We start from the raw sequence: 19,232 nt of genomic DNA on the forward strand, positions 1-19,232 counted from the left end.
CCCCTAACAGGACCTATTCATGCAAAAAACCTTGGCTCTGGTAGCCCATGATCACAAGAAAGCCGACCTGATAGGCTGGGCCAAACAACATAAAGCCGTGCTGGCCAGGCACAAACTGGTGGCCACCGGCACTACAGGTGGGCTGCTTTCTGATGCCTTGGGTTTACCTGTACATAAATTTAAAAGTGGCCCACTGGGCGGTGACCAGCAAATTGGCGCTTTGATTGCCGAAGGGACGCTGGATGCCCTGTTTTTCTTCTGGGACCCGCTTAATCCAGCCCCCCACGACCCGGATGTGAAAGCCCTGCTCAGGCTGTGCAGTGTATGGAATCTGCCGGTAGCCTGTAATGAAGCCACCGCGGATCTGATGATTACATCGCCCTTATTTGAAGACACCCAGCACGCACGCAAATTGCCCGACTACGGTAAGTAGTTAAGCTGGCTATCACAATAAAAAGGTCCATCAGACTAAATAGTCGGATGGACCTTCTTTATCCCACTACTGTCTTAACCGGCCTGGATGAGATCTGTCCTTACGTGCCTTATGGCGCTGTTTAAACTGCTCCAGCTTGGCTTGCTGCTCAGCCGTTAGCAGGTGATAAAAACCATGACGTTGTTTGAGTCCCTCCAGTGCAGCGGCCTGAAACTGTGACTGATATTGCTCATACAGGCTCGTCCACGCTTGCTCGGTTAAACCCCCTTGTTCAATCAGCGCCAACTGCTGCTCAGCAAAGCGCTCTCTAATATCCTGGTTTTTCTCACGACTCATCTTTGCTTGCGCCTGTAATTCGGACAAGGCTTGTTGCTGGGCTTCGTTTAAATCCAGTTTTCGCAACCAGCGGCCGTTAAATGGTGTACGCTCAGGTCGGTCAAACCCTTCTTCCTGCATCTCGGCCCATACTTCACGCTGCGACTCTGTCAGTAGATTCCACACCGCTTGATCCATCTGTGCACGGGCCCACATGGCGGCGCGGCGAGCGGTCATTTCTTCACTTAGTAGAGCTAATGCGGCTTGTTGATCCCAGTCTGCGGCTTCAATCACCGCCTGCTTCTGCTCACGCAGTAATTGGCCGTCTTGGCGAAATACCTGTCTGTCTTCCCGTCCTTGTTTGAACAAGGTGCGAATATCCTGGCGCTGCTGTGCGCTTAATTGCAGCTCATCAAACATCTTAAACATGGGGCCTCGAGGTGGCTCCTTGGCTTGTACCGCCGCGCTTAGGGACAAACCGATAGTCAGTGGTAATAGCAATTTCTTGGCGAAGGATCTCATAACAAACTCCTTGGTTGATTCGAGAACCAGTCTAGCCAGTGCAATGCAAAGTAACGCAAAGCCAGTGTAAAGCTTGTGTAAAGGTAGCGAAGGGCAACTTTGACAATTTGAACGTCAGGGGTAGCATCCAGTTTATAGCCATGAATAATGGATTCCCATGAACAAGTCCTTGTTACTGATTGACGACGACACCGAGCTGGCAGCCCTGCTGTGCGACTATCTTTCGCCACAGGGATATCAGCTGACATTGGCACATGATGGACGACAAGGGTTGGCGTTGGCCACCGGCGGTCAGCATTTTGACCTGATATTATTGGATGTGATGTTGCCTGAGCTGGATGGCTTTGAAGTACTTAAGCAGCTTCGCCAAACTCACCTCACACCAGTGCTGATGCTCACTGCCAAGGGAGATGACTTTGATCGTATCTTTGGTCTGGAGTTAGGGGCCGACGACTATCTACCTAAGCCATTTAACCCAAGGGAGCTGTCGGCACGTATCAAGGCGATTGTCCGGCGCATGGAGTTGTTGTCAGTCAACTGTCAGCAACAACAACTTCAGATCGACAAATTGCGTTTAGATCCCACAACTCAAAAAGCCTTTCTGGACGATGTCGAATTAGAGTTAACTGGTACCGAGTTTGGCATGCTGCATTTATTAATGGTCAATACTGCAAAGCTCGTCACCAAACAGGACTTAAGTGAAAAAGTACTAGGCCGTAAACTTAGTGCCTTCGATCGCAGTATTGATATGCATGTCAGTAACTTACGTCGAAAACTTGCCAGCATTGCTGATGAGGAACGTATCCGGACTATACGCGGGGCTGGCTATATGTTGGTAGAGATTCGATGAAGTCCAGATGGTGGCTGAAACTCAACCCCCTGAATAGCCTGTTCGGGCGTATTTTCTTATGGTTCTGGTTCACTGCCCTGATCATGATTATCGCCACCGGCTGGACATCCAGACAGTTAGCCGAACAACCCCGCTATTCCCCAGCCCAGGCTGAACAGGTGAAAAAGCTCCGCCATATTGGCACCAAACTGCAGGAGTTGGCAGAAAAGCGCAATATAGATGAAAACGGCTTGGCAAGATTGCTGCGAGGCGTGGGCATACGTAGCCGGGTGGGCCTGCTGTTGTTAAACCAACAAAATGACCACTTTATCCGCGGTTTTCCTGGCAATGAGCGTTTCAACATCCAGCCGTTTTTATCCTTAAAAGAACAAACCGGTATGATTCAGGTAGAAAGCTTGTTCTGGCAGTTTACCGGCCCATTGCCCATCACCCTGGGCAACCAACAGTACCTGCTATTCAGCGGTCGGCATCGCCCACCCGGTATGCTGGGGCAAATAAAAGAGCATCCTTACTTACTGGCCACTTTGGTATTGGGCTTAAGTGGTAGTTTGTGCATGCTGCTGGCCTGGTCATTCATTCGTCCCATAGGTCAGTTAAAACAAGCCACTCAGGCTATGGCCGCCGGCAACCTGCATAGTCGGGCCGATCAGGTAGCACACCGTCATGATGAGGTTGGCCAGTTAGGTCGCGAATTTAACCATATGGCCGAAAAGCTTCAGGCACTGGTAGATAGCCAGAAACGCATACTGGCTGATATTTCTCATGAGCTGCGTTCTCCCCTGGCCAGATTACAGGTCGCCATTGGCATTGCCCAACAGCGTGAGCAACAGGTAATTCCCGAATTAGCCCGCATTGAACATGAAGCCAATCGTATTGATACCATGCTGGAGCATGTGCTGACCCTGGCCAAGCTGGATGCCGGACAACAAAAATTAGCCATACAACGAGTCAGTCTGGAGGAATTACTCACGCCACTTTGTCAGGACATTCAATTTGAAGCCCAAGCCAAGCAACGGCAATTTGAGTGTAATTATCCCAAACAAACACTTCTTGATATCGATGCAAGGCTGATTAGCAGCGCACTGGAGAACGTGCTAAGAAATGCGCTGCGCTATAGTGTTGCCCGGGTAAGCCTGGACTGTATTCAGCAGGGTGAGCAATTACACATTCGCATCACAGATGACGGCCCCGGCCTGCCAGACAACGAGTTAGAAACGGTGTTCAAACCTTTTTATCGGGTATCCAGTGCCAGAAACCGGGAGTCTGGCGGTACCGGCTTAGGTTTGGCCATTGCCGCTGGCGCGCTTGCCTCTCATGGTGGCAGAATATGGGCAGAGAATCTGCCACAAGGTGGACTGCAAATCACCATGGAGCTTCATGTCCTTGAACCATAAACTGCTGCCTTTATGGATAAGCTTTCTGCTATCTTTAGGCTTTTGCTCTTCCCTGTCAGCTATGGATTATTACTTCTCCGACGAAAACCAGCTCGAGTCACATTACCCTACCCAAATCCAGGGGTTCTGGCATAACCAAGTCATAACTGGTGAGTTCAGTGGGGTGGCAGAGGTACCTATTGGATATGCCTATGTTCAACATCCACAAGCCATAGGCAGCATAGTGATCAGTAGCGGGCGGATTGAAGGCTATCTGAAATACAAGGAAGTACTGTTCGATTTATACCACAACCGCTACTCGGTATTTATTCTAGACCACCGCGGTCAGGGCTTATCCGGCCGCATGAGTGACAATCCTCATCAGGGCTATGTCCAAGATTATCAGCAATATGTTGATGATCTTAAAACATTTTACTCACAGATTGTGGTGCCCAACAGCCAGCATCAGCCACTGCTGTTAGGTCATTCCATGGGCGGCGCTATTGGCACCTTGTATCTCGCCACCTACCCTGATGATTTTGCCAAGGCAGCCTTCACTTCTCCCATGTATGGAATTAAAACGCCGTTACCCCTTTGGCTGGCCAAGGCACTGATTAACACCGGCCAGACCCTGAATCATTGGTTTGCGTCCGGACCTTGGTATTTCATTGGTCAGGGCGACTACCTGGCAGTGCCTTTCGCGCTGAATATGCTGACTAACAGCAAAAGCCGCTATCAGTTTTTTCGCCAGGAATATGAGCAGGAACCAAAACTACAGCTGGGGGGCGTCACCTTTGATTGGCTGGATGCCTCGATAACCGCCATGAACCGTATTGCCGAACAAGCCAACCAGATAGAAAGCCAGATATTGGTGCTACAAGCGGGTAACGATATGGTGGTGGAGAATCAGGCCCAGGATCATGTTTGTGCCCGACTCCCCCATTGCCAATTACAGGTCATTGCCAAGGCTAAACACGAGCTGCTAATGGAAGCTGACGACTACCGCCAGCCTGCTATGCGGACAATTCTGGACTTTTTTCAGTCACCGAAATAGGGTCCTGATGGATTAACACCTCAGCTTCGGGGATCGCATGCTTAACCTTAGCCTCCACCCAGTCACTGATATCATGGGCGTCCAGCAGACGCATATGATCGTCTAATTCCAAATGGAACTGAATAAATATGGTACGCCCCGCCTGACGAGTACGAATATCGTGGATACCGTGAACTTTAGGATGTGATAAGGCCAGATCTCTTATCTGATCGCTGAAACTCTCGGGTAACTCTTTGTCCATCAAGGCATTCGCCGATTCCTGCACTATGCTCTTTGCCCCCCACATCAGATAAAACGCAATGCCGATGGCAAACCAGGCATCCATGGATAAATAGCCCTGGGTCGTCAGCCACAATGACAGCAGCACTGCCAGATTCATCAATAAGTCTGATTTGTAGTGCAGGGAATCCGCCCGAATAGCCACCGATCTGGTACGTTTAATAGCCTGATGCTGCACCCATACCAGCACAATGGTCATCACCACGGTAAATATAGTGGCATATACAGCGAGCATTGGATGCTGTAAGGGAGCAGGGTTCTTCAGACGTTCAACACTGTGAAATACCAGCAGCAACGCTGAACCAAAGATAAATGCAGCCTGGGCCAGACCGGCCAAAGACTCGGCCTTGCCATGGCCGAAACGATGATCGTCATCGGCTGGCATCAGGGCGTAGCGAATCACAAAGAAATTAATTACCGAGGCGGCCACATCAAAAAATGAATCCGTCAGTGACGCTAACATCACCGCAGAGTCGGTTTGATACCATGCCCAGATCTTGACCAGAATCATGGAGAATGCCGCAAACAATGCAAAAGAACTGGCAAATTTCACCCAGAAACTATAGCTGTCCTTGGTTTCACTCTTAACTACCACACTGATCCTATTCACTTTTTACCACGCCAATGGCAGCAGTATACCCTTTCACCAATAGCGATGCACAGGCCAGGCAGCAGACCGGAGAAAATGCTATGCTAAGCCTCTTTTGGTCTTTGTCCCCAACTATGCTGGATATTCTGCTTTACCAACCCGAAATTCCGCCCAATACAGGCAATATCATACGTTTATGCGCCAATACGGGCTTCCGTCTGCATCTGATAGGTCCACTGGGCTTTGCCTGGGATGACAAGCGCCTGCGTCGCGCCGGTCTGGACTACCATGAATTTGCTGCGGTAGGCCAATATGACAGCCTGCAAGCCTGTCTGGAGACCGTCAAGCCTGGCCGACTTTTTGCCTGCACGACCAAAGGCAAGGCCAACTACAGCGAAGCCGGTTTTGTTAAAGGTGATGCGCTGTTGTTTGGGCCGGAGAGCCGTGGCTTACCCATGGATGTCATAGAAGCACTACCGCCAGCCCAGCGATTGCGTATTCCCATGCTGGCACAAAGCCGCAGCATGAACTTATCCAATGCAGTCGCAGTCATGGTGTTTGAAGCCTGGCGGCAGTTAGGATTTGAGGGGGCGGTGTAACCCCCTCGAGTAAAAACGCAGTCCGTTTGAGACTAGGGTTTTAGAAGCTCACTCAAACTTCTTTTCCCTACCTAACAACGCCAGTGCGGCCTCTTTAGGCGGTTTGCCCTCATACAATACCTGGTAGATCTGCTCGGTGATGGGCATCTCGACTCCCTGGCGCTGCGCCAGTAAATACACCTCACGGGTATTGCGATAGCCTTCCACCACCTGCCCAATACTATCCATGGCTTCCTGCACAGACATGCCCTTACCCAGCGCCAAACCAAAACGGCGGTTACGGGACTGGTTATCGGTGCAGGTCAGCACCAAATCGCCCAGTCCGGCCATGCCCATAAAGGTACTGACTTCTGCGCCTAATGCCGCTCCCAAACGGGTAAGTTCTGCCAACCCGCGGGTAATCAGAGCGGTGCGGGCATTAGCCCCGAAGCCGATACCGTCAGCCAGGCCCGCACCAATGGCAATCACGTTCTTTACCGCGCCGCCTAGTTGCACACCGATAAAGTCGGTGTTTTTGTAGACCCGCAATGACTTGCCGCAATGCAACATATCGGCGATATCATCAACAAACTGGTCATCTGTGGACGAAAGTGAAATAGCCGTAGGTAAACCGGCTGCCATCTCTTTGGCAAAGGTTGGCCCGGACAGCACGGCAAGCGAAATGTCCTCGCCCAGAATACGGCGCGCCACATCCTGTAGTAAGCAACCTGTATCAGGCTCCAAGCCCTTAGTGGCCCAGACGATACGATGTGCGTCCGTCAGTATGGGCTTGATTTGCTTGAGCAATTCGGCAAAACCATGGCTTGGCACCACCACCAGAATATTGAGGCTGGCCGCTACGGCCTTAGCTAAATCAGCTTCTACATGCAGCTGTTCAGGAAACGGCGCGTCCGGCAAGTAGCGACTATTGACCCTGTCCTGTGCCATGTGCGCCATTTGTTCGCCATCCCGTCCCCAAATCCAGGTCGGAAAACCATTTCTGGCAAAACAAAAAGCAAGGGCGGTGCCGTACGACCCCGCCCCCAGGACTGTCATGCTTTTCGCGTTAGCAGTCATTAGGCCTCTTGGCTTTGTGCTGCTTGCTGAGCCTGAGCTTCTTCGACACGCTTTTGCATATAAGCGGCGAAAATAGCGTCAAAGTTAACCGGTGCCAGGTTCAACTGAGGGAAAGTGCCACGGTTCACCAAGTTAGAGATACACTCACGGGCGTAAGGGAACAGGGTATTGGGGCAGAATGAGCCCAGAATATGCGCTTTCTGCTGGTCTGACATATCAGCGATAGTGAAAATACCTGCTTGCTGAACTTCAACCAAAAATGCAGTTTGCTCACCGGCATTGGCGGTGACGGTAACAGACAACACCACTTCATAGCTGTTGTCATCCAATTTGGTGCTGCGAGTATCCAGATCCATCTTCACTTCAGGTTTCCACTCTTGCTGGAACACTGCAGGTGAATTAGGTGATTCAAAAGAGATATCTTTGGTGTAGATACGCTGGATGGCAAATTGTGGTTGTGCCGCTTGCGCCTGATCCAAACCGTTTGCTTTTACTTCTTCTGTCATCTTCTTTCCTAAAAGTGTTTAGGCCTAAGCGGCCAGTAATTCGTCGAGCCGTCCCTGGGCATCCAGAAACAGCATGTCGTCACAACCACCGATATGGCGGTTATCGATGAAAATCTGCGGCACGGTATAACCGCCATTGGCCCGCTCTATCATAACATCGCGCAATTCGGGCTGCTGATCGATGGGATATTCCTGAAACGCTACCCCTTTACTGCTGAGCACCTGCTTGGCACGCACGCAATAAGGGCAATAAGCTTTGGTATAAATTTCCACTTTAGCCATGGCCAACCTCACAACAGCCGCGTTAAAACATCAGGGTTACTTAGCAACAGGCAAATTCGCACTTTGCCAAGCATTCATACCGCCTTTAAGCACAGACACCTGGCTAAAACCCGCCTTGAGCATTTGTGCTGCCGTGCGTTTCGCCGTCATGCCCATTGCACAGACAACAATAATGGGTTTGTCCTTACTGTTTTCAAGGGTGGAAAAGTCACCTTTGCTGACTTTTTCTGCCGGAACCTGCTTGGCACCCAGAATATGGCCTTTCTTGAATTCGTTCTGACTGCGAATGTCTATCACCACCGCATCTTGTTTGTTCATCAACATAGTCACTTCGTGAGTACCCAGCTCTTTTACCGGGGAAAGCTTGCTGCTGACCATGCTGTATACCAGCAACACCATCAGTGCAATCCAGGCACTGGACAGGAGATAATGGTTACCGATGAATTCGATAAACTGCTGCATAAAAGGTTCGCCTATAACAAAGGTGCGTAAAAAAATGACTGCAAAGTATATAGAAAATGACCGCAGAAAACAGTCCCTGCCGCTCCATAATCACCTAGACAGCGCTCTTCAAAAATATAAAAGAACGTTAGCTTATAACCTTATCAATTACATCAATTGGCAATAGCTATTGGCGTTGACGGTAAGCGTCCCTTACCATCTGGGCGGCAAACTGGTATAACATGCCGCCATATTCTCAAGTAGGAGTTCGATGATGAGTCAGAAAAAACATCCACTGGTGTTAATCATTCTTGATGGCTGGGGCTATCGTGAAGACAAGCAGGATAATGCTATTGCCCACGCCAACACACCTGTACTGGACAAGCTGACTCAAACCTACGCTAACACCTTAATTTCCGGCTCGGGTCTGGATGTGGGCTTGCCTGATGGTCAAATGGGTAACTCAGAGGTGGGTCACGTCAATCTGGGTGCAGGTCGTATTGTTTATCAGGACTTTACCCGCATCACCAAGGCGATCAAAGACGGTGAATTTGCCGCTAACCCCGTGCTGACAGACAACCTCGACAAGGCCATAAAAAACGGTAAAGCCGTACATATTATGGGACTCATGTCACCCGGCGGTGTACACAGCCATGACGAGCATATTCTGGCCATGATTGAGCTGGCAGCCAAACGTGGTGCCAAACACATCTATTTGCACGCCTTTTTGGATGGTCGCGATACACCGCCTCGCAGTGCCAAAGGGTCGCTGGAAAAAGCCGACAACTTGTTTACTCAATTAGGTGTAGGAAAAACAGCCAGCCTGGTTGGGCGCTATTTTGCGATGGATCGCGACAATCGCTGGGACAGAGTCCAGGCCGCCTATGACTTGCTGACTCAGGGTAAAGCCGAGTACCAAGCTCAGTCAGCTCTCGAAGGACTGGCCGCAGCGTACGAGCGTGATGAAAACGACGAATTCGTCAAACCCACAGTGATTGGCGAAACCGCCCCCATTCAGGACGGTGACGCTCTGTTCTTTATGAATTTCCGCGCCGACCGCGCCCGCCAGATAAGCCGCGCTTTTGTTGACGACGGATTCGATGGTTTCACGCGCGCCAAACGCCCAGCGTTAAGTGGTTTTGTGATGTTAACCCAGTATGCGGCAGACATTCACACCGATTGTGCTTATCCACCCGAAGCGTTACACAATGTGATGGGCGAGTGGCTGGCCAATCACGGCAAAACCCAACTGCGTATTTCAGAAACAGAAAAATACGCTCACGTGACCTTCTTCTACAGTGGCGGCCGTGAAGATTTATTTGAAGGGGAAGAACGAATTTTGGTGCCATCGCCCGATGTGGCCACTTACGATCTGCAACCCGAAATGAACTCAACCCTGCTCACCGACAAGTTGGTTGGGGCCATAGAGTCGGGCAAGTTTGATGTCATCATCTGTAACTATCCCAATGGCGACATGGTTGGCCATACTGGGGTATTTGAAGCCGCTGTTAAAGCCTGTGAAGCCGTCGATACCTGCATCGGCAGAGTGGTTGATGCGCTGCAAAAAGTCGGTGGTGAATGCCTGATTACCGCCGACCACGGGAACGCTGAGCAAATGGTTGACCATGATTCCGGTCAGGCCCATACCGCCCATACCAGCGATCCTGTGCCCTTTATCTACGTCGGTCGCGACGCTTCGGTTCGCAGTGGCGGTACCCTAAGTGATGTGGCGCCTACCATGCTGCATCTGATGGGCATGCCACAACCAGCCGAAATGACCGGCAAACCTATTGTCACCCTCAAGGATTAATGAGTAAGTTTCTGCTCATGAAGTTTACCAGGTCACTGCTGTGGCCTGGTTTGTTTTGCCTGCTCACCTGGCCCGCTCTTGGTCAGGACAATACTGATCTGCAACTCAAAGCCTTGCAGGAACAAATCAAACAGCGTCAGCAACAGCTGGATTTGCGCCTGGCCGACGCCAAAGAATTGGAAGCCGGTCTGCAAAAGGCAGAAAAGGATATTGCCGCTTTAGTCAAAGATGTTAAACGCACCCGTACCCGACTTGATAGCAATAAAGCCGAGCAGAACAAGCTGCAAAAAGAAGCCCAGCAACTGCAGACGAAAATCCGCCAACAAAAACAAGCGCTGAGTGCTCAGTTACGCAGCGCCTATATGACCGGACAGCACGACTTTACCAAGATGCTGCTCAATCAGGAAGATGCCGCCAAGCTTGAGCGTATGCTCAGTTACTACGGTTATTTGAACAAGGCCCGCCTGGCACAGATTCGTGACTTCACAGCAATGGTAAAAAGGCTGGATGTCGTGCGTTTGGAACTGGTCGATAAACAAACCGAGTTGGTCAAACTGGAAAAGGTTCAGGAGGCCCAGCGCCAATTGATGGCGTCTGAGCAAAACAAACGTGAGCGCACCTTGTCTGAGCTGGCCAAACGTATTGACACAGAAGCCGCACAGATTGAGCAGTTGCAGATTAACGAACAAAATCTTATCCAAGCTATTCAACGGGCCGCCGAACTTGCCGCAAGACAAAACCAGGCTTTGGCGGGTTTGGATAAGATGAAAGGTAAACTACTTCGCCCGGCCGAGGGACGCTTGCGCAACCTGTTTGGAAAACGTCGTCAGGGGCAAGTGCATTGGAAAGGGGTACTGTTCCAGGGTAATACCGGCGATTCAGTACGGGCGGTGCATCACGGCAAGATTTTGTTTGCGGACTGGTTGCGTGGCTTTGGACTGGTCACAGTAATAGACCATGGTGACGGCTATATGAGTCTATATGGATACAACCAAGCCTTGCTAAAAGGGGTAGGGGAATCCGTAGAGGCCGGGGAGGAAGTGGCACTGCTCGGCCAGACCGGCGGTCAAAGTAGCCCGGCTTTGTATTTTGAGCTTCGTCACAAAGGTCAGGCCATTAACCCGGTCAGCTGGTTCTAGAGCGTGTTGACCTTTTGAGTATGATTTTGCAGCAGTTTGTGGGCCCTTTATACAAGGCAGAGTGAACGTGATGTAGTTACTCTACATGAGTGAGTGATAACGCCGTAGAAAGGGCCCACAAGCGCTGCCCGAAGGGTTCAACCCAGCCCCTCCTGCTCGGTGTTGACGGGCTTTGACTTAGGCCCACTGGGCCTGCAACCCGGCGTCGTGACCAGAAGGGAGTGGATTTGAACAACATCTATACTCAAAAGGTCAACACGCTCTAATATTATAAAACGACATACCCAAGGCGGTTGCTATCCATCGGCAAAAGCTGGCATGCTAATCCAAATAAGCCAGAATCATAATAAGAAGCCGGCCGCTTGATCAGAATTATCAGTTTCCTTGTGCTGCTACTTAATGCTGCGCCCCTGTATGCGGGGCGTATCGTGCTGATTATTGACGATATGGGTTATCGCAAACAGGACAAGCAGGCCTTTACCTTACCTACAGAAGTCACTTTCGCGATTCTGCCCCATACCCCATACTCCAAGACGTACGCCAAAATGGCAGACTCACAGCAGCGTGATGTTATCCTGCATATGCCTATGGAAGCCCTGGCCGGTAATAAACTGGGGCCGGGTGCGCTCACCGCAGATATGCCAGACGATTCCATCCAGTTGCAATTAGCATCAGCATTGGACTCGGTACCCAACGCCATAGGTTTGAATAATCATATGGGCAGCAAACTAACCCAGCTCAGCCAACCGATGAATGCCACTATGGATTTCTTGCGCCATCGCCAACTGTTTTTTGTCGACAGCCGCACCACCAAATTCAGTAAAGCAGAGCAAATCGCCAGGCATCATGGGGTGATAAGCGCCCATCGGCATGTATTTCTCGATCATCTTCAGGATCCTAAGCATATCCAGGCACAATTTAACCGTTTGCTGCGCATTGCCAAAAAATCAGATTATGCGGTAGGTATAGGCCACCCTCATCAGGAAACCCTGGCGTTCTTAGCTGCCCAGCTTCCTCAGTTAGAAGCCCAGGGTATTGAACTGCTGCCCATTCGGGCCTTAATGCAAGAAAAACATTTAGTCCAAATCGAGCAAAACGACACAGCCCCTTTAACGGAGTAAAGTGATGCAGATTCAAGGTAAAGTAGTGTGGTTAACCGGCGCCTCCATGGGCATTGGCGAAGCGCTGGCCAAGACGCTGGATGCCGCTGGCGCCAAGCTGATTCTCAGTGCCAGGTCAGAAGATAAACTGCAGGCATTACTCAATTCGCTGAAGTATCCACAGCAACATAGGATAGTGCCTTTGGATTTGGCGGACGGCGAGAACATCAGCACAGTCGTTGCCAATACGCCCCTACCGGAAGGCTTGGACATCCTGATTAATAATGGCGGCATTTCGCAACGGGGGCTAGCAACCGACACCCCAGTGCCGGTGCAGCGCCAGGTCATGGAAGTTAACTATTTCGGCACCATCACGCTTACTCAAGCCTTGCTCCCGGCACTGCTGGCAAGCAAAGGCATGATCGTCAATATTGCCAGTGTGGCGGGCAAAGTCGGCGGCCAAAGCATGTCCGGCTATGCGGCGTCAAAGCACGCTCTGATTGGCTATATGGACTGTTTGCGCGCGGAAGAGGCCTCCAAGGGGCTGAAAGTCCTGAATGTTTGCCCCGGCTTTGTACAAACCAATATCTCTGTCCATGCCCTCACTGCCGAGGGAAAGCAGTATGGCAGGGTTGCCAAATCCATAGCCGAAGGGATCAGCCCGCAAGCCTGTGCAAGTGAGATCCTCCGCGCTATGCAGAAAAACAAGTTCGAAGTGGTCATAGGTAAAGGACTCAGCGCCTGGGCGCCAACCATAAAACGTTGGTTCCCGGTTTTCTTTACCCGCTTGAGCGCCAGAAAAAACATTCGCTGAACCAGCAACTTAGTCTGTTACCAAGGATTTCTCCTTGCCATATTTTTTGGATGTTATACTATAACGCCGTTGAAATACGGTGAATTATTGGACTATGGCGAACAAGCGCAACAACTTGTTGGATAAAATGGGGATATGGGCATCAAGCCTGTGTGCTCTGCATTGCCTATTACTGCCCGTACTTATTACATTATTACCTTTTATTGGGGCCAGCATCTTTGCTGGTGTTTGGTTCGAACGCATTATCCTGAGCGTTTCTCTTATCATTGGCTTCTGGGCATTATTGTCCGGCTTTTATCGCTACCACCGTCAGATTTATCCCATATACAGTCTGGCATTAGGTGGACTGATATACTGGAACAAGGATATTTTTGGCCATGATTATGAACCCTTCACCATTGCGGTGGGGGCTATGCTGATTATTGCTGCCCATATGGTGAACCTGAAGCTGTGCCAGAGCTGCCGTCAGTGTGACGACCACTAAGCAGGCGTTAGTCGGCTTGCTGTAACCACGCCAGTGCCCGGTCGGGCAGATTAGTAAAAATACCGTCCACCCCCCAGCTTTTGAGCCGTTGCATATCTTGCACTTCGTCTACTGTGTACACATAAACTTTTAAACCCCGCGCCTTGGCATCCTGCACGAACTCCAGGTTGGTAAACGCCACATCCGTATGTACAGACAGGGCATCCAATTCTTCGGCAAACGCAGCATAATGCAGCGGACAACTGGCCGTTAAAGCGCCGCGCGCCAGTTCAGGGCGTAAGCGGGCAAGTTGCGCCAGCAGTTGATGATCAAAGGAAGACAGCAGTAGCTGTTTATATTCAATACCAAGGGTGTCGCAAGCACTGTCGAGCTGCTTGAGAAAAAGCGCTACATCAGTGATACCTTTGAGTTCAATATTCAGTACACAGCGATTCCCCACCAGCGCCATCACCTCAAACAAGGTCGGTACCTGCTGGCCTTCCCCTGCATCCAACTGACGAATTTGCGCTTGTGTCATCTGGTCGAGACGGCCATGGCCATTGGTGGTGCGCTGCACCCAGGCATCGTGAATCACCCAGCATTGCCCGGCGGCCTGAATAACATCGAATTCAATCCCATGGGCGCCCATCTGCAATGCATACTGCATGGCTTTGAGAGTATTCTCCGGTGCGGCTTTACTGGCACCGCGATGGGCGAAAATCAACATATCAGATATCAGCTTTGTCCTTTGCTGGGATGCAGTTTATTGGCATTAATGGTTTCATAAATAGCTGCACTAATGACCATAATTCCCCCCACCAAAGTTTGCCAGCTGGGTTGCTCATTCAGTACCAAAATAGCTAACACCACCCCATACAAAGGCTGCATACAGGCCACCAGTGAAAAGGTTTTAGCGCGCAGATGAATCAAGGTATAGGCCACCAACGCATGGGGCGCGGCAGTGCAGATAGTGCCGAGGATCAGCAACATCAGATAAGTATGTTGGGATGCCTGGTAAAGCTCAGCCGATCCAAACCAACACAGACAAAGGACAATCACCAAAGTCTGGTAGGTCATAGCCTGAGCGCCGCCGTAGTGGGAAAAATACTTGCGATGCAAAAGATTACGTAAGGCATATAACAGGGCGGAAAACACCCCTACCGCGATCCCCAGGGTCACCTGGTTACCTAAAGAAGCCTCGGGCACAATCAGCCAGATCCCAGCCAGTACCACCACCGCACTGAGCACGTCCTGCCAAACCAACTTTATGCCCTCAAAGAAAGGCTCCAGCAACACAGTAATAACCGGAAAGGTAAACAGGGCGATCATCCCCACGGATACAGAGGAATACTGCATGGCGGCAAAGTAGGTCACCCAGTGCACGGCCATCAGCCCACCAAGCAACAAAGCGATGCCGATGTCCTGAGGTTTCTGGAAACGTAAACTTGCCCCGCTGACCCTGACCAGCAGCGCCAGCACAATAAAGGCAATGGCCGCTCTGCCTAAGGTGATGTCCAGCGCAGAGAGCGGAATAATGCGGGAAAACAGTGCGGTGGCACCCAGCAGTATCACCGCCAGGTGCAAAGACCACAGGCTTTTTTTAACCGGGTCCACGTCAGGATTTCAGCGTGGCGAATGGCTGACCTAAACGTGTCACGTCACCAGGCTGCATATTTTCAAGCTCCACCATACCCGGCTCGAAAACCGCCACTATGGTTGAGCCCAGTTTAAACAAGCCCATTTCTTCACCTTTTTTCAGAGCCACGGCATTGTTGCCCTGAGCAGGATATTGCCAGCGCTGCACTTGCTTACCTGTTGGCGGCGTAACCGTACCGGCCCACTTGGTTTCAATGCTCGCGACGATCGTTGCCCCAACCAGCACTAACGCCATTTTGCCATGTGGCGTATCAAAAAAGCTCACTACCCGCTCATTACGGGCAAATAAGCCGGGCACATGGGCCGTGGTCAGGGGGTTAACAGAGAATAACTCACCAGGCACATACACCATATCGGTCAGTTGTCCGTCCATTGGCATATGAATGCGGTGGTAGTCTCGGGGCGACAAATAAATAGTCGCAAACTTGCCGCCTTCAAAGGGTTTAGCCAGCTCGGCATCACCACCAAGTAATGTGGTCAGACTGTAATCATGGCCTTTGGCCTGAAAAATCCGATCGGCTTCAATATCTCCCAGTTGGCTGACAGTACCATCCACTGCATGGGCCAGCTTTTGCGGATCCTCGACGATTTCCCGTACCCCTTCTTTTAATGGACGGGTAAAGAATTCATTAAAGCTCTTATATTTTTCGGGGTTAGGTTGCTGTGCTTCCTCCATATCCACCTTAAACTGCTTGATAAACAGCTTAATAAGCCAGGTGGTGAGAAAGCCCGCCTGCGCGGCGGCCAACTTGCCCACCAGACGGGACAAGGCATGCTTGGGAAGCAGATACTGAAGGCTGACCTTGATTGGCTGCACGTTTTTCTTTCCTGATGAAAATAACCGCGAGGATTGTACCCCAACCACACCGACCAGTCGAAATACCAAAACGCTCTCAGTCAGAATTTCCAGGTTGGATCACTGTTCGGCACGTGAAATATTAAATACCAAAAACCTTAACTTAAGCTAAATAATTTATTCATGGATTCGCCATAGACTGCCAGGCGCTCAATAAACACGACACAGGCAACTACGGAGAATCTGCTAAATGAAACGAGTCCTTTGGTCCCTTCCTATTTTGGCCGGCATGATAGCTGGCTGCAATGATGATAATGACAACCTAGCGCCACTCCCCCAACCACCCAGCCATAAGGCTATTAACCTAAGCATACTGCACACTAATGATCACCATTCATACTTTGAAAGCCAGACCATGGATCTGGCATTGGACTATGACTCGCAGTTGGAAGGGAGCGAAAAGGTGCGGGTGCAACTAGGAGGCTTTTCTCGTATTGCCAGTGCCATTGAAGAATATCGCGATCCCAACACCCTGGTTCTGAACAGCGGTGAGTTAAACGGCACCTTGTATTTCAGCCTGTTTAAAGGCGAGGTTGATATACAGGTGTTCAACTACCTGGGCTTGGATGCCTATCAGTTGGGTAACCATGAATTCGATGAGGGAGACGCCCATCTGGCCGATTTAATCGATATGGCTAACTTCCCCATCATCGCGGGCAATGTACACCCCACAGCGCAAAGCCCGCTCTATGGCAAACCTATTCTGCCGCGAGTGATCAAAGAAATTGACGGTGAAAAAGTGGCCATTATTGGCGTACTGAAGGTAGAGAAGACCCGAGAGTCCTCTATGGTCAGCGAGTATGTCAGCTTCACCGACGAAGTGGACTCGGTTAAAGCACAAGTTAAAGAATTACAGGCCGAGGACATCAACAAGATTATTGTACTGAGCCATCTGGGTTATGAATTTGATCAACAACTGGCCAGCCAGGTCAATGGTATTGATCTGATCATCGGCGGTGATACTCATGATGTCCTCGACTCTAGCGGGGAACTGGCCGAAATGGGTATCGACGTGGATGGCGAATACCCTACCTTAGTCAACAATCCAGACGGCAAGCCAGTGTATATCGCACAGGCCTGGGAATATGCCAAGGGGCTGGGACGACTGAATGTGGAATTTGATGCCCAGGGCAATGTAAAGCACATTCAAGGCAACTTGGAACTCTTGGTGGCTGACCAGTTTCAGATTCAAAACGCAGATAAGCAATGGGTAGCCGCCGGGCAAACTCAGCAGCAAGCCATTAATCAGCGCATCGCTTCTTTAACCAGTATCCGTACCATAGCCCCTGACCCCGCCGTAGACGCTATTTTAGCCCCTTACAAGCAGGAGCTGGAGAGCTTTAAACAATCACAACTGGGTAATGTAACCGAAACCATGTCATTCACCCGCATACCCACCGCTTTTGCCGCCGGTGAACAACCTTCGGGCAGCTATGCTGCGCAGGTGGTTGCCGACGCCTTCCTGTACTATCTGCCCAAGGCAGATGTGGCCATTCAAAACGCCGGTGGGGTAAGGGCTGAACTGCATCAGGGCAAATTTACTGTTGCCGATGCTTATCAGATTCTGCCGTTTTCTAATACTGTGGTTACTGTGGATTTAACCGGCGCTGAAATTCTGCAAGTACTGAACGAAGCGCTTGAGTATGCCCAGGGAATCAGTGCCTCAACCGGCGCCTTTCCCTATTCTTCACATCTGCGCTATGACGTAGTGCTGAATGCCCCCGCTCAGCAGGGCATTAAGAATCTGGAAATCAAAGACAGAACAACCGGCCATTGGCATCCCATCGATCTGCAAGCCTTATATTCAGTAGCGACCAACTCATTTACCGCGCTGGGTAAGGATGGCTATCTGACCTTTGGTCAAGTACGGGAAGCGCGCCCCGAAGCCTTTGAGCAATCAGACGTGGTATATGCCGTCCCCTTGCTTGAATACTTCAGGGAAGTGTTACCCAATCAAACACTGCCCCCATTGAACTGGCAGGAATACAGCCTTAAGTCAGTCAGCATTGCGCCATAACGTAAAAGGGCTACCTTAGGGTAGCCCTTTTCAGCGTGGCGGTTTACTGTATGAGGGACGCTGATCTGCCATGCCAGCTAAAATCTTATGGTAACTGTCAAAGCGCTCACGGCTAATCTTTCCCTGTTGCACCGCCTCTTGAAGTAAGCAGCCAGGGTCATCGCCATGCTTACAATCACGAAACTTACAACCACCCAGAAAGTCGCGAAACTCACGAAAGCCCCAAATCAACTTGTCTTCGGGCAAATGCCACAGGGAAAACTCCCGCACCCCAGGCGAGTCAATCAAATTGCCGCCACCAGGGAAACGCAGCAATTTTGCCGCCGTGGTGGTATGTTGACCCAGTCCGGAATTATCAGACACATCACCAATCGCTTCTTCGGCTTCCGGCAACAGTTTGTTGACCAGACTGGACTTACCCACTCCCGACTGACCGACAAACACACTGGTTTTATCCTGCAACAACGCCGCCAGCTCATCGATACCTTCACCGCTTTTGCAACTGGCAAAACACAAACGGTAGCCAATATCAGCATACAATTTCAGTTGCTGCTCTACTTCAAGGCGCTGTGCATCATCCAACATATCGACTTTGTTGAGCAAGATGACAGGTTCGATCTGTACATCTTCGGCCGCCACCAGATAGCGGTCGATAATATTCAGTGACAAGCTTGGCAATACCGCACTGACCACAATGATCTGATCAATATTGGCCGCCACAGGTTTAATACCGTCGTAATAATCCGGCCTGGTAAGTACTGACTTACGTTCTTCCAGCGCCTCTACCACGCCGCTGACATTCAGGCTTTGATCTTTGCCCGGTCTGAACAACACTCTGTCACCACAGACTACGCCTTCTACATTACGGCGTATATGGCAGCGGTGTACTGTGCCACCTTCATCTTCCACATCAGCATGCTGACCAAAACGGCCAACCACCAAACCGGGTGTAGAGGGCAATAAGGTATCGTCACCAGGCCCCACTTCCTTACCGCTTAATCGCTTTTTAAGGTTGCTGGACACCTGGCGTTTCTGACGCTGTGTTAATTTGTTTCTCTTTGCCACTTGGGATGCGAAT

The 19,232-nt window shown here is 50.6% G+C and carries 21 protein-coding genes; 11 read left to right on the forward strand and 10 right to left on the reverse strand.

The window, feature by feature from the left end; translation table 11 throughout:
- The first annotated feature begins 19 nt into the window (after window positions 1-19).
- Window positions 20-433, forward strand: a complete 414-nt coding sequence (locus tag IEX02_RS04135) for a methylglyoxal synthase (protein ID WP_188690686.1) — start codon at window positions 20-22, stop codon at window positions 431-433.
- 66 nt (window positions 434-499) lie between these two features.
- Here the strand turns inward: IEX02_RS04135 and IEX02_RS04140 are convergent, their stop codons facing one another.
- Window positions 500-1,270, reverse strand: coding sequence for a Spy/CpxP family protein refolding chaperone (locus IEX02_RS04140; protein WP_188690689.1), 771 nt, complete (start codon window positions 1,268-1,270; stop codon window positions 500-502).
- Window positions 1,271-1,427: 157 nt separating this feature from the next.
- Between IEX02_RS04140 and IEX02_RS04145 the strand changes: the two genes are divergently transcribed.
- From IEX02_RS04145 to IEX02_RS04155, 3 genes are read left to right on the forward strand one after another with little or no spacing between them, the layout of a single operon-like run.
- A complete protein-coding gene (locus tag IEX02_RS04145) occupies window positions 1,428-2,120 on the forward strand; it encodes a response regulator (RefSeq protein ID WP_188690692.1) in 693 nt (230 codons plus the stop codon).
- The gene (locus IEX02_RS04150) at window positions 2,117-3,514 is read left to right on the forward strand and encodes an ATP-binding protein (protein ID WP_188690694.1); all 1,398 of its coding nucleotides are present in this window, start codon (window positions 2,117-2,119) and stop codon (window positions 3,512-3,514) included. Before IEX02_RS04145 ends, IEX02_RS04150 begins: the two co-directional genes overlap by 4 nt.
- The gene (locus IEX02_RS04155) at window positions 3,498-4,547 is read left to right on the forward strand and encodes an alpha/beta fold hydrolase (protein ID WP_229702043.1); all 1,050 of its coding nucleotides are present in this window, start codon (window positions 3,498-3,500) and stop codon (window positions 4,545-4,547) included. The genes IEX02_RS04150 and IEX02_RS04155 overlap by 17 nt, the downstream gene beginning before the upstream one ends.
- Here the strand turns inward: IEX02_RS04155 and IEX02_RS04160 are convergent.
- Window positions 4,507-5,436, reverse strand: coding sequence for a cation diffusion facilitator family transporter (locus IEX02_RS04160; RefSeq protein WP_229702045.1), 930 nt, complete (start codon window positions 5,434-5,436; stop codon window positions 4,507-4,509). The two genes, IEX02_RS04155 and IEX02_RS04160, sit on opposite strands and share 41 nt — an antisense overlap.
- A 113-nt stretch (window positions 5,437-5,549) precedes the next feature.
- Between IEX02_RS04160 and trmL the strand changes: the two genes are divergently transcribed.
- Window positions 5,550-6,014, forward strand: coding sequence for a tRNA (uridine(34)/cytosine(34)/5-carboxymethylaminomethyluridine(34)-2'-O)-methyltransferase TrmL (trmL, locus tag IEX02_RS04165; protein WP_188691796.1), 465 nt, complete (start codon window positions 5,550-5,552; stop codon window positions 6,012-6,014).
- A 48-nt stretch (window positions 6,015-6,062) separates the two neighbouring features.
- Here trmL and gpsA read toward each other — a convergent pair whose 3' ends face one another.
- From gpsA to IEX02_RS04185, 4 genes are read right to left on the reverse strand one after another with little or no spacing between them, the layout of a single operon-like run.
- Window positions 6,063-7,070: an NAD(P)H-dependent glycerol-3-phosphate dehydrogenase gene (gpsA, locus tag IEX02_RS04170; RefSeq protein WP_188690696.1), complete on the reverse strand. Its 1,008-nt coding sequence runs from the start codon at window positions 7,068-7,070 to the stop codon at window positions 6,063-6,065.
- Window positions 7,070-7,576: a protein-export chaperone SecB gene (gene secB, locus IEX02_RS04175; RefSeq protein WP_188690698.1), complete on the reverse strand. Its 507-nt coding sequence runs from the start codon at window positions 7,574-7,576 to the stop codon at window positions 7,070-7,072. The genes gpsA and secB overlap by 1 nt, the downstream gene beginning before the upstream one ends.
- Before the next feature lie 24 nt (window positions 7,577-7,600).
- On the reverse strand, window positions 7,601-7,858 hold the full coding sequence (gene grxC, locus IEX02_RS04180) for a glutaredoxin 3 (RefSeq protein ID WP_188690700.1): 258 nt from the start codon (window positions 7,856-7,858) through the stop codon (window positions 7,601-7,603).
- A 36-nt stretch (window positions 7,859-7,894) separates the two neighbouring features.
- Entirely contained in the window at window positions 7,895-8,320 is a 426-nt protein-coding gene (locus tag IEX02_RS04185) for a rhodanese-like domain-containing protein (RefSeq protein WP_188690702.1), read from the reverse strand.
- Between the two features lie 253 nt (window positions 8,321-8,573).
- Here IEX02_RS04185 and gpmM point away from each other — a divergent pair, with 253 nt between their 5' ends.
- From gpmM to IEX02_RS04210, 5 genes are all read left to right on the forward strand, one after another.
- Window positions 8,574-10,109: a 2,3-bisphosphoglycerate-independent phosphoglycerate mutase gene (gpmM, locus tag IEX02_RS04190; protein ID WP_188690704.1), complete on the forward strand. Its 1,536-nt coding sequence runs from the start codon at window positions 8,574-8,576 to the stop codon at window positions 10,107-10,109.
- Complete coding sequence (locus tag IEX02_RS04195; RefSeq protein WP_229702047.1) at window positions 10,109-11,248, forward strand: murein hydrolase activator EnvC family protein; 1,140 nt, start codon at window positions 10,109-10,111, stop codon at window positions 11,246-11,248. The genes gpmM and IEX02_RS04195 overlap by 1 nt, the downstream gene beginning before the upstream one ends.
- 362 nt (window positions 11,249-11,610) lie before the next feature.
- Entirely contained in the window at window positions 11,611-12,369 is a 759-nt protein-coding gene (locus tag IEX02_RS04200; RefSeq protein ID WP_229702048.1) for a divergent polysaccharide deacetylase family protein, read from the forward strand.
- A 4-nt stretch (window positions 12,370-12,373) separates the two neighbouring features.
- On the forward strand, window positions 12,374-13,162 hold the full coding sequence (locus tag IEX02_RS04205; RefSeq protein WP_188690706.1) for an SDR family oxidoreductase: 789 nt from the start codon (window positions 12,374-12,376) through the stop codon (window positions 13,160-13,162).
- Between the two features lie 94 nt (window positions 13,163-13,256).
- Window positions 13,257-13,646 (forward strand): MerC domain-containing protein, encoded by a 390-nt coding sequence (locus IEX02_RS04210; RefSeq protein WP_188691804.1) that lies wholly within the window; start codon window positions 13,257-13,259, stop codon window positions 13,644-13,646.
- A gap of 7 nt (window positions 13,647-13,653) precedes the next feature.
- On the opposite strand, the gene IEX02_RS04215 is transcribed toward IEX02_RS04210, so the two are convergent.
- The 3 genes from IEX02_RS04215 to asd are packed head-to-tail and all read right to left on the reverse strand — an operon-like array spanning window position 13,654 to window position 16,098.
- The gene (locus IEX02_RS04215) at window positions 13,654-14,352 is read right to left on the reverse strand and encodes a glycerophosphodiester phosphodiesterase (RefSeq protein WP_188690708.1); all 699 of its coding nucleotides are present in this window, start codon (window positions 14,350-14,352) and stop codon (window positions 13,654-13,656) included.
- 8 nt (window positions 14,353-14,360) lie between these two features.
- On the reverse strand, window positions 14,361-15,239 hold the full coding sequence (locus tag IEX02_RS04220) for a DMT family transporter (RefSeq protein ID WP_188690711.1): 879 nt from the start codon (window positions 15,237-15,239) through the stop codon (window positions 14,361-14,363).
- A gap of 1 nt (window position 15,240) precedes the next feature.
- Window positions 15,241-16,098 (reverse strand): archaetidylserine decarboxylase, encoded by an 858-nt coding sequence (gene asd, locus IEX02_RS04225; protein WP_188690712.1) that lies wholly within the window; start codon window positions 16,096-16,098, stop codon window positions 15,241-15,243.
- A 229-nt stretch (window positions 16,099-16,327) separates the two neighbouring features.
- Between asd and IEX02_RS04230 the strand changes: the two genes are divergently transcribed.
- Window positions 16,328-18,154 carry a bifunctional metallophosphatase/5'-nucleotidase gene (locus IEX02_RS04230; RefSeq protein WP_188690715.1) on the forward strand — a complete coding sequence of 609 codons (1,827 nt, stop codon included), beginning with the start codon at window positions 16,328-16,330 and terminating at the stop codon, window positions 18,152-18,154.
- A gap of 30 nt (window positions 18,155-18,184) precedes the next feature.
- Here the strand turns inward: IEX02_RS04230 and rsgA are convergent, their stop codons facing one another.
- Complete coding sequence (gene rsgA, locus IEX02_RS04235; protein ID WP_188690718.1) at window positions 18,185-19,219, reverse strand: small ribosomal subunit biogenesis GTPase RsgA; 1,035 nt, start codon at window positions 19,217-19,219, stop codon at window positions 18,185-18,187.
- Between the last annotated feature and the right edge of the window lie 13 nt (window positions 19,220-19,232).

The organism is Bowmanella pacifica, from assembly GCF_014645355.1.
In the GTDB taxonomy this organism is placed as follows: domain Bacteria; phylum Pseudomonadota; class Gammaproteobacteria; order Enterobacterales; family Alteromonadaceae; genus Bowmanella; species Bowmanella pacifica.

Excerpts from the sequence above, each read along its gene's own strand:
- IEX02_RS04135 (WP_188690686.1), top strand. The coding sequence starts at position 20 with ATGCAAAAAACCTTGGCTCTGGTAGCCCATGATCACAAGAAAGCCGAC.
- IEX02_RS04140 (WP_188690689.1), bottom strand. The coding sequence starts at position 1,270 with ATGAGATCCTTCGCCAAGAAATTGCTATTACCACTGACTATCGGTTTG.
- IEX02_RS04145 (WP_188690692.1), top strand. The coding sequence starts at position 1,428 with ATGAACAAGTCCTTGTTACTGATTGACGACGACACCGAGCTGGCAGCC.
- IEX02_RS04150 (WP_188690694.1), top strand. The coding sequence starts at position 2,117 with ATGAAGTCCAGATGGTGGCTGAAACTCAACCCCCTGAATAGCCTGTTC.
- IEX02_RS04155 (WP_229702043.1), top strand. The coding sequence starts at position 3,498 with ATGTCCTTGAACCATAAACTGCTGCCTTTATGGATAAGCTTTCTGCTA.
- trmL (WP_188691796.1), top strand. The coding sequence starts at position 5,550 with ATGCTGGATATTCTGCTTTACCAACCCGAAATTCCGCCCAATACAGGC.
- gpsA (WP_188690696.1), bottom strand. The coding sequence starts at position 7,070 with ATGACTGCTAACGCGAAAAGCATGACAGTCCTGGGGGCGGGGTCGTAC.
- secB (WP_188690698.1), bottom strand. The coding sequence starts at position 7,576 with ATGACAGAAGAAGTAAAAGCAAACGGTTTGGATCAGGCGCAAGCGGCA.
- grxC (WP_188690700.1), bottom strand. The coding sequence starts at position 7,858 with ATGGCTAAAGTGGAAATTTATACCAAAGCTTATTGCCCTTATTGCGTG.
- IEX02_RS04185 (WP_188690702.1), bottom strand. The coding sequence starts at position 8,320 with ATGCAGCAGTTTATCGAATTCATCGGTAACCATTATCTCCTGTCCAGT.
- gpmM (WP_188690704.1), top strand. The coding sequence starts at position 8,574 with ATGAGTCAGAAAAAACATCCACTGGTGTTAATCATTCTTGATGGCTGG.
- IEX02_RS04195 (WP_229702047.1), top strand. The coding sequence starts at position 10,109 with ATGAGTAAGTTTCTGCTCATGAAGTTTACCAGGTCACTGCTGTGGCCT.
- IEX02_RS04205 (WP_188690706.1), top strand. The coding sequence starts at position 12,374 with ATGCAGATTCAAGGTAAAGTAGTGTGGTTAACCGGCGCCTCCATGGGC.
- IEX02_RS04210 (WP_188691804.1), top strand. The coding sequence starts at position 13,257 with ATGGCGAACAAGCGCAACAACTTGTTGGATAAAATGGGGATATGGGCA.
- IEX02_RS04215 (WP_188690708.1), bottom strand. The coding sequence starts at position 14,352 with ATGTTGATTTTCGCCCATCGCGGTGCCAGTAAAGCCGCACCGGAGAAT.
- IEX02_RS04230 (WP_188690715.1), top strand. The coding sequence starts at position 16,328 with ATGAAACGAGTCCTTTGGTCCCTTCCTATTTTGGCCGGCATGATAGCT.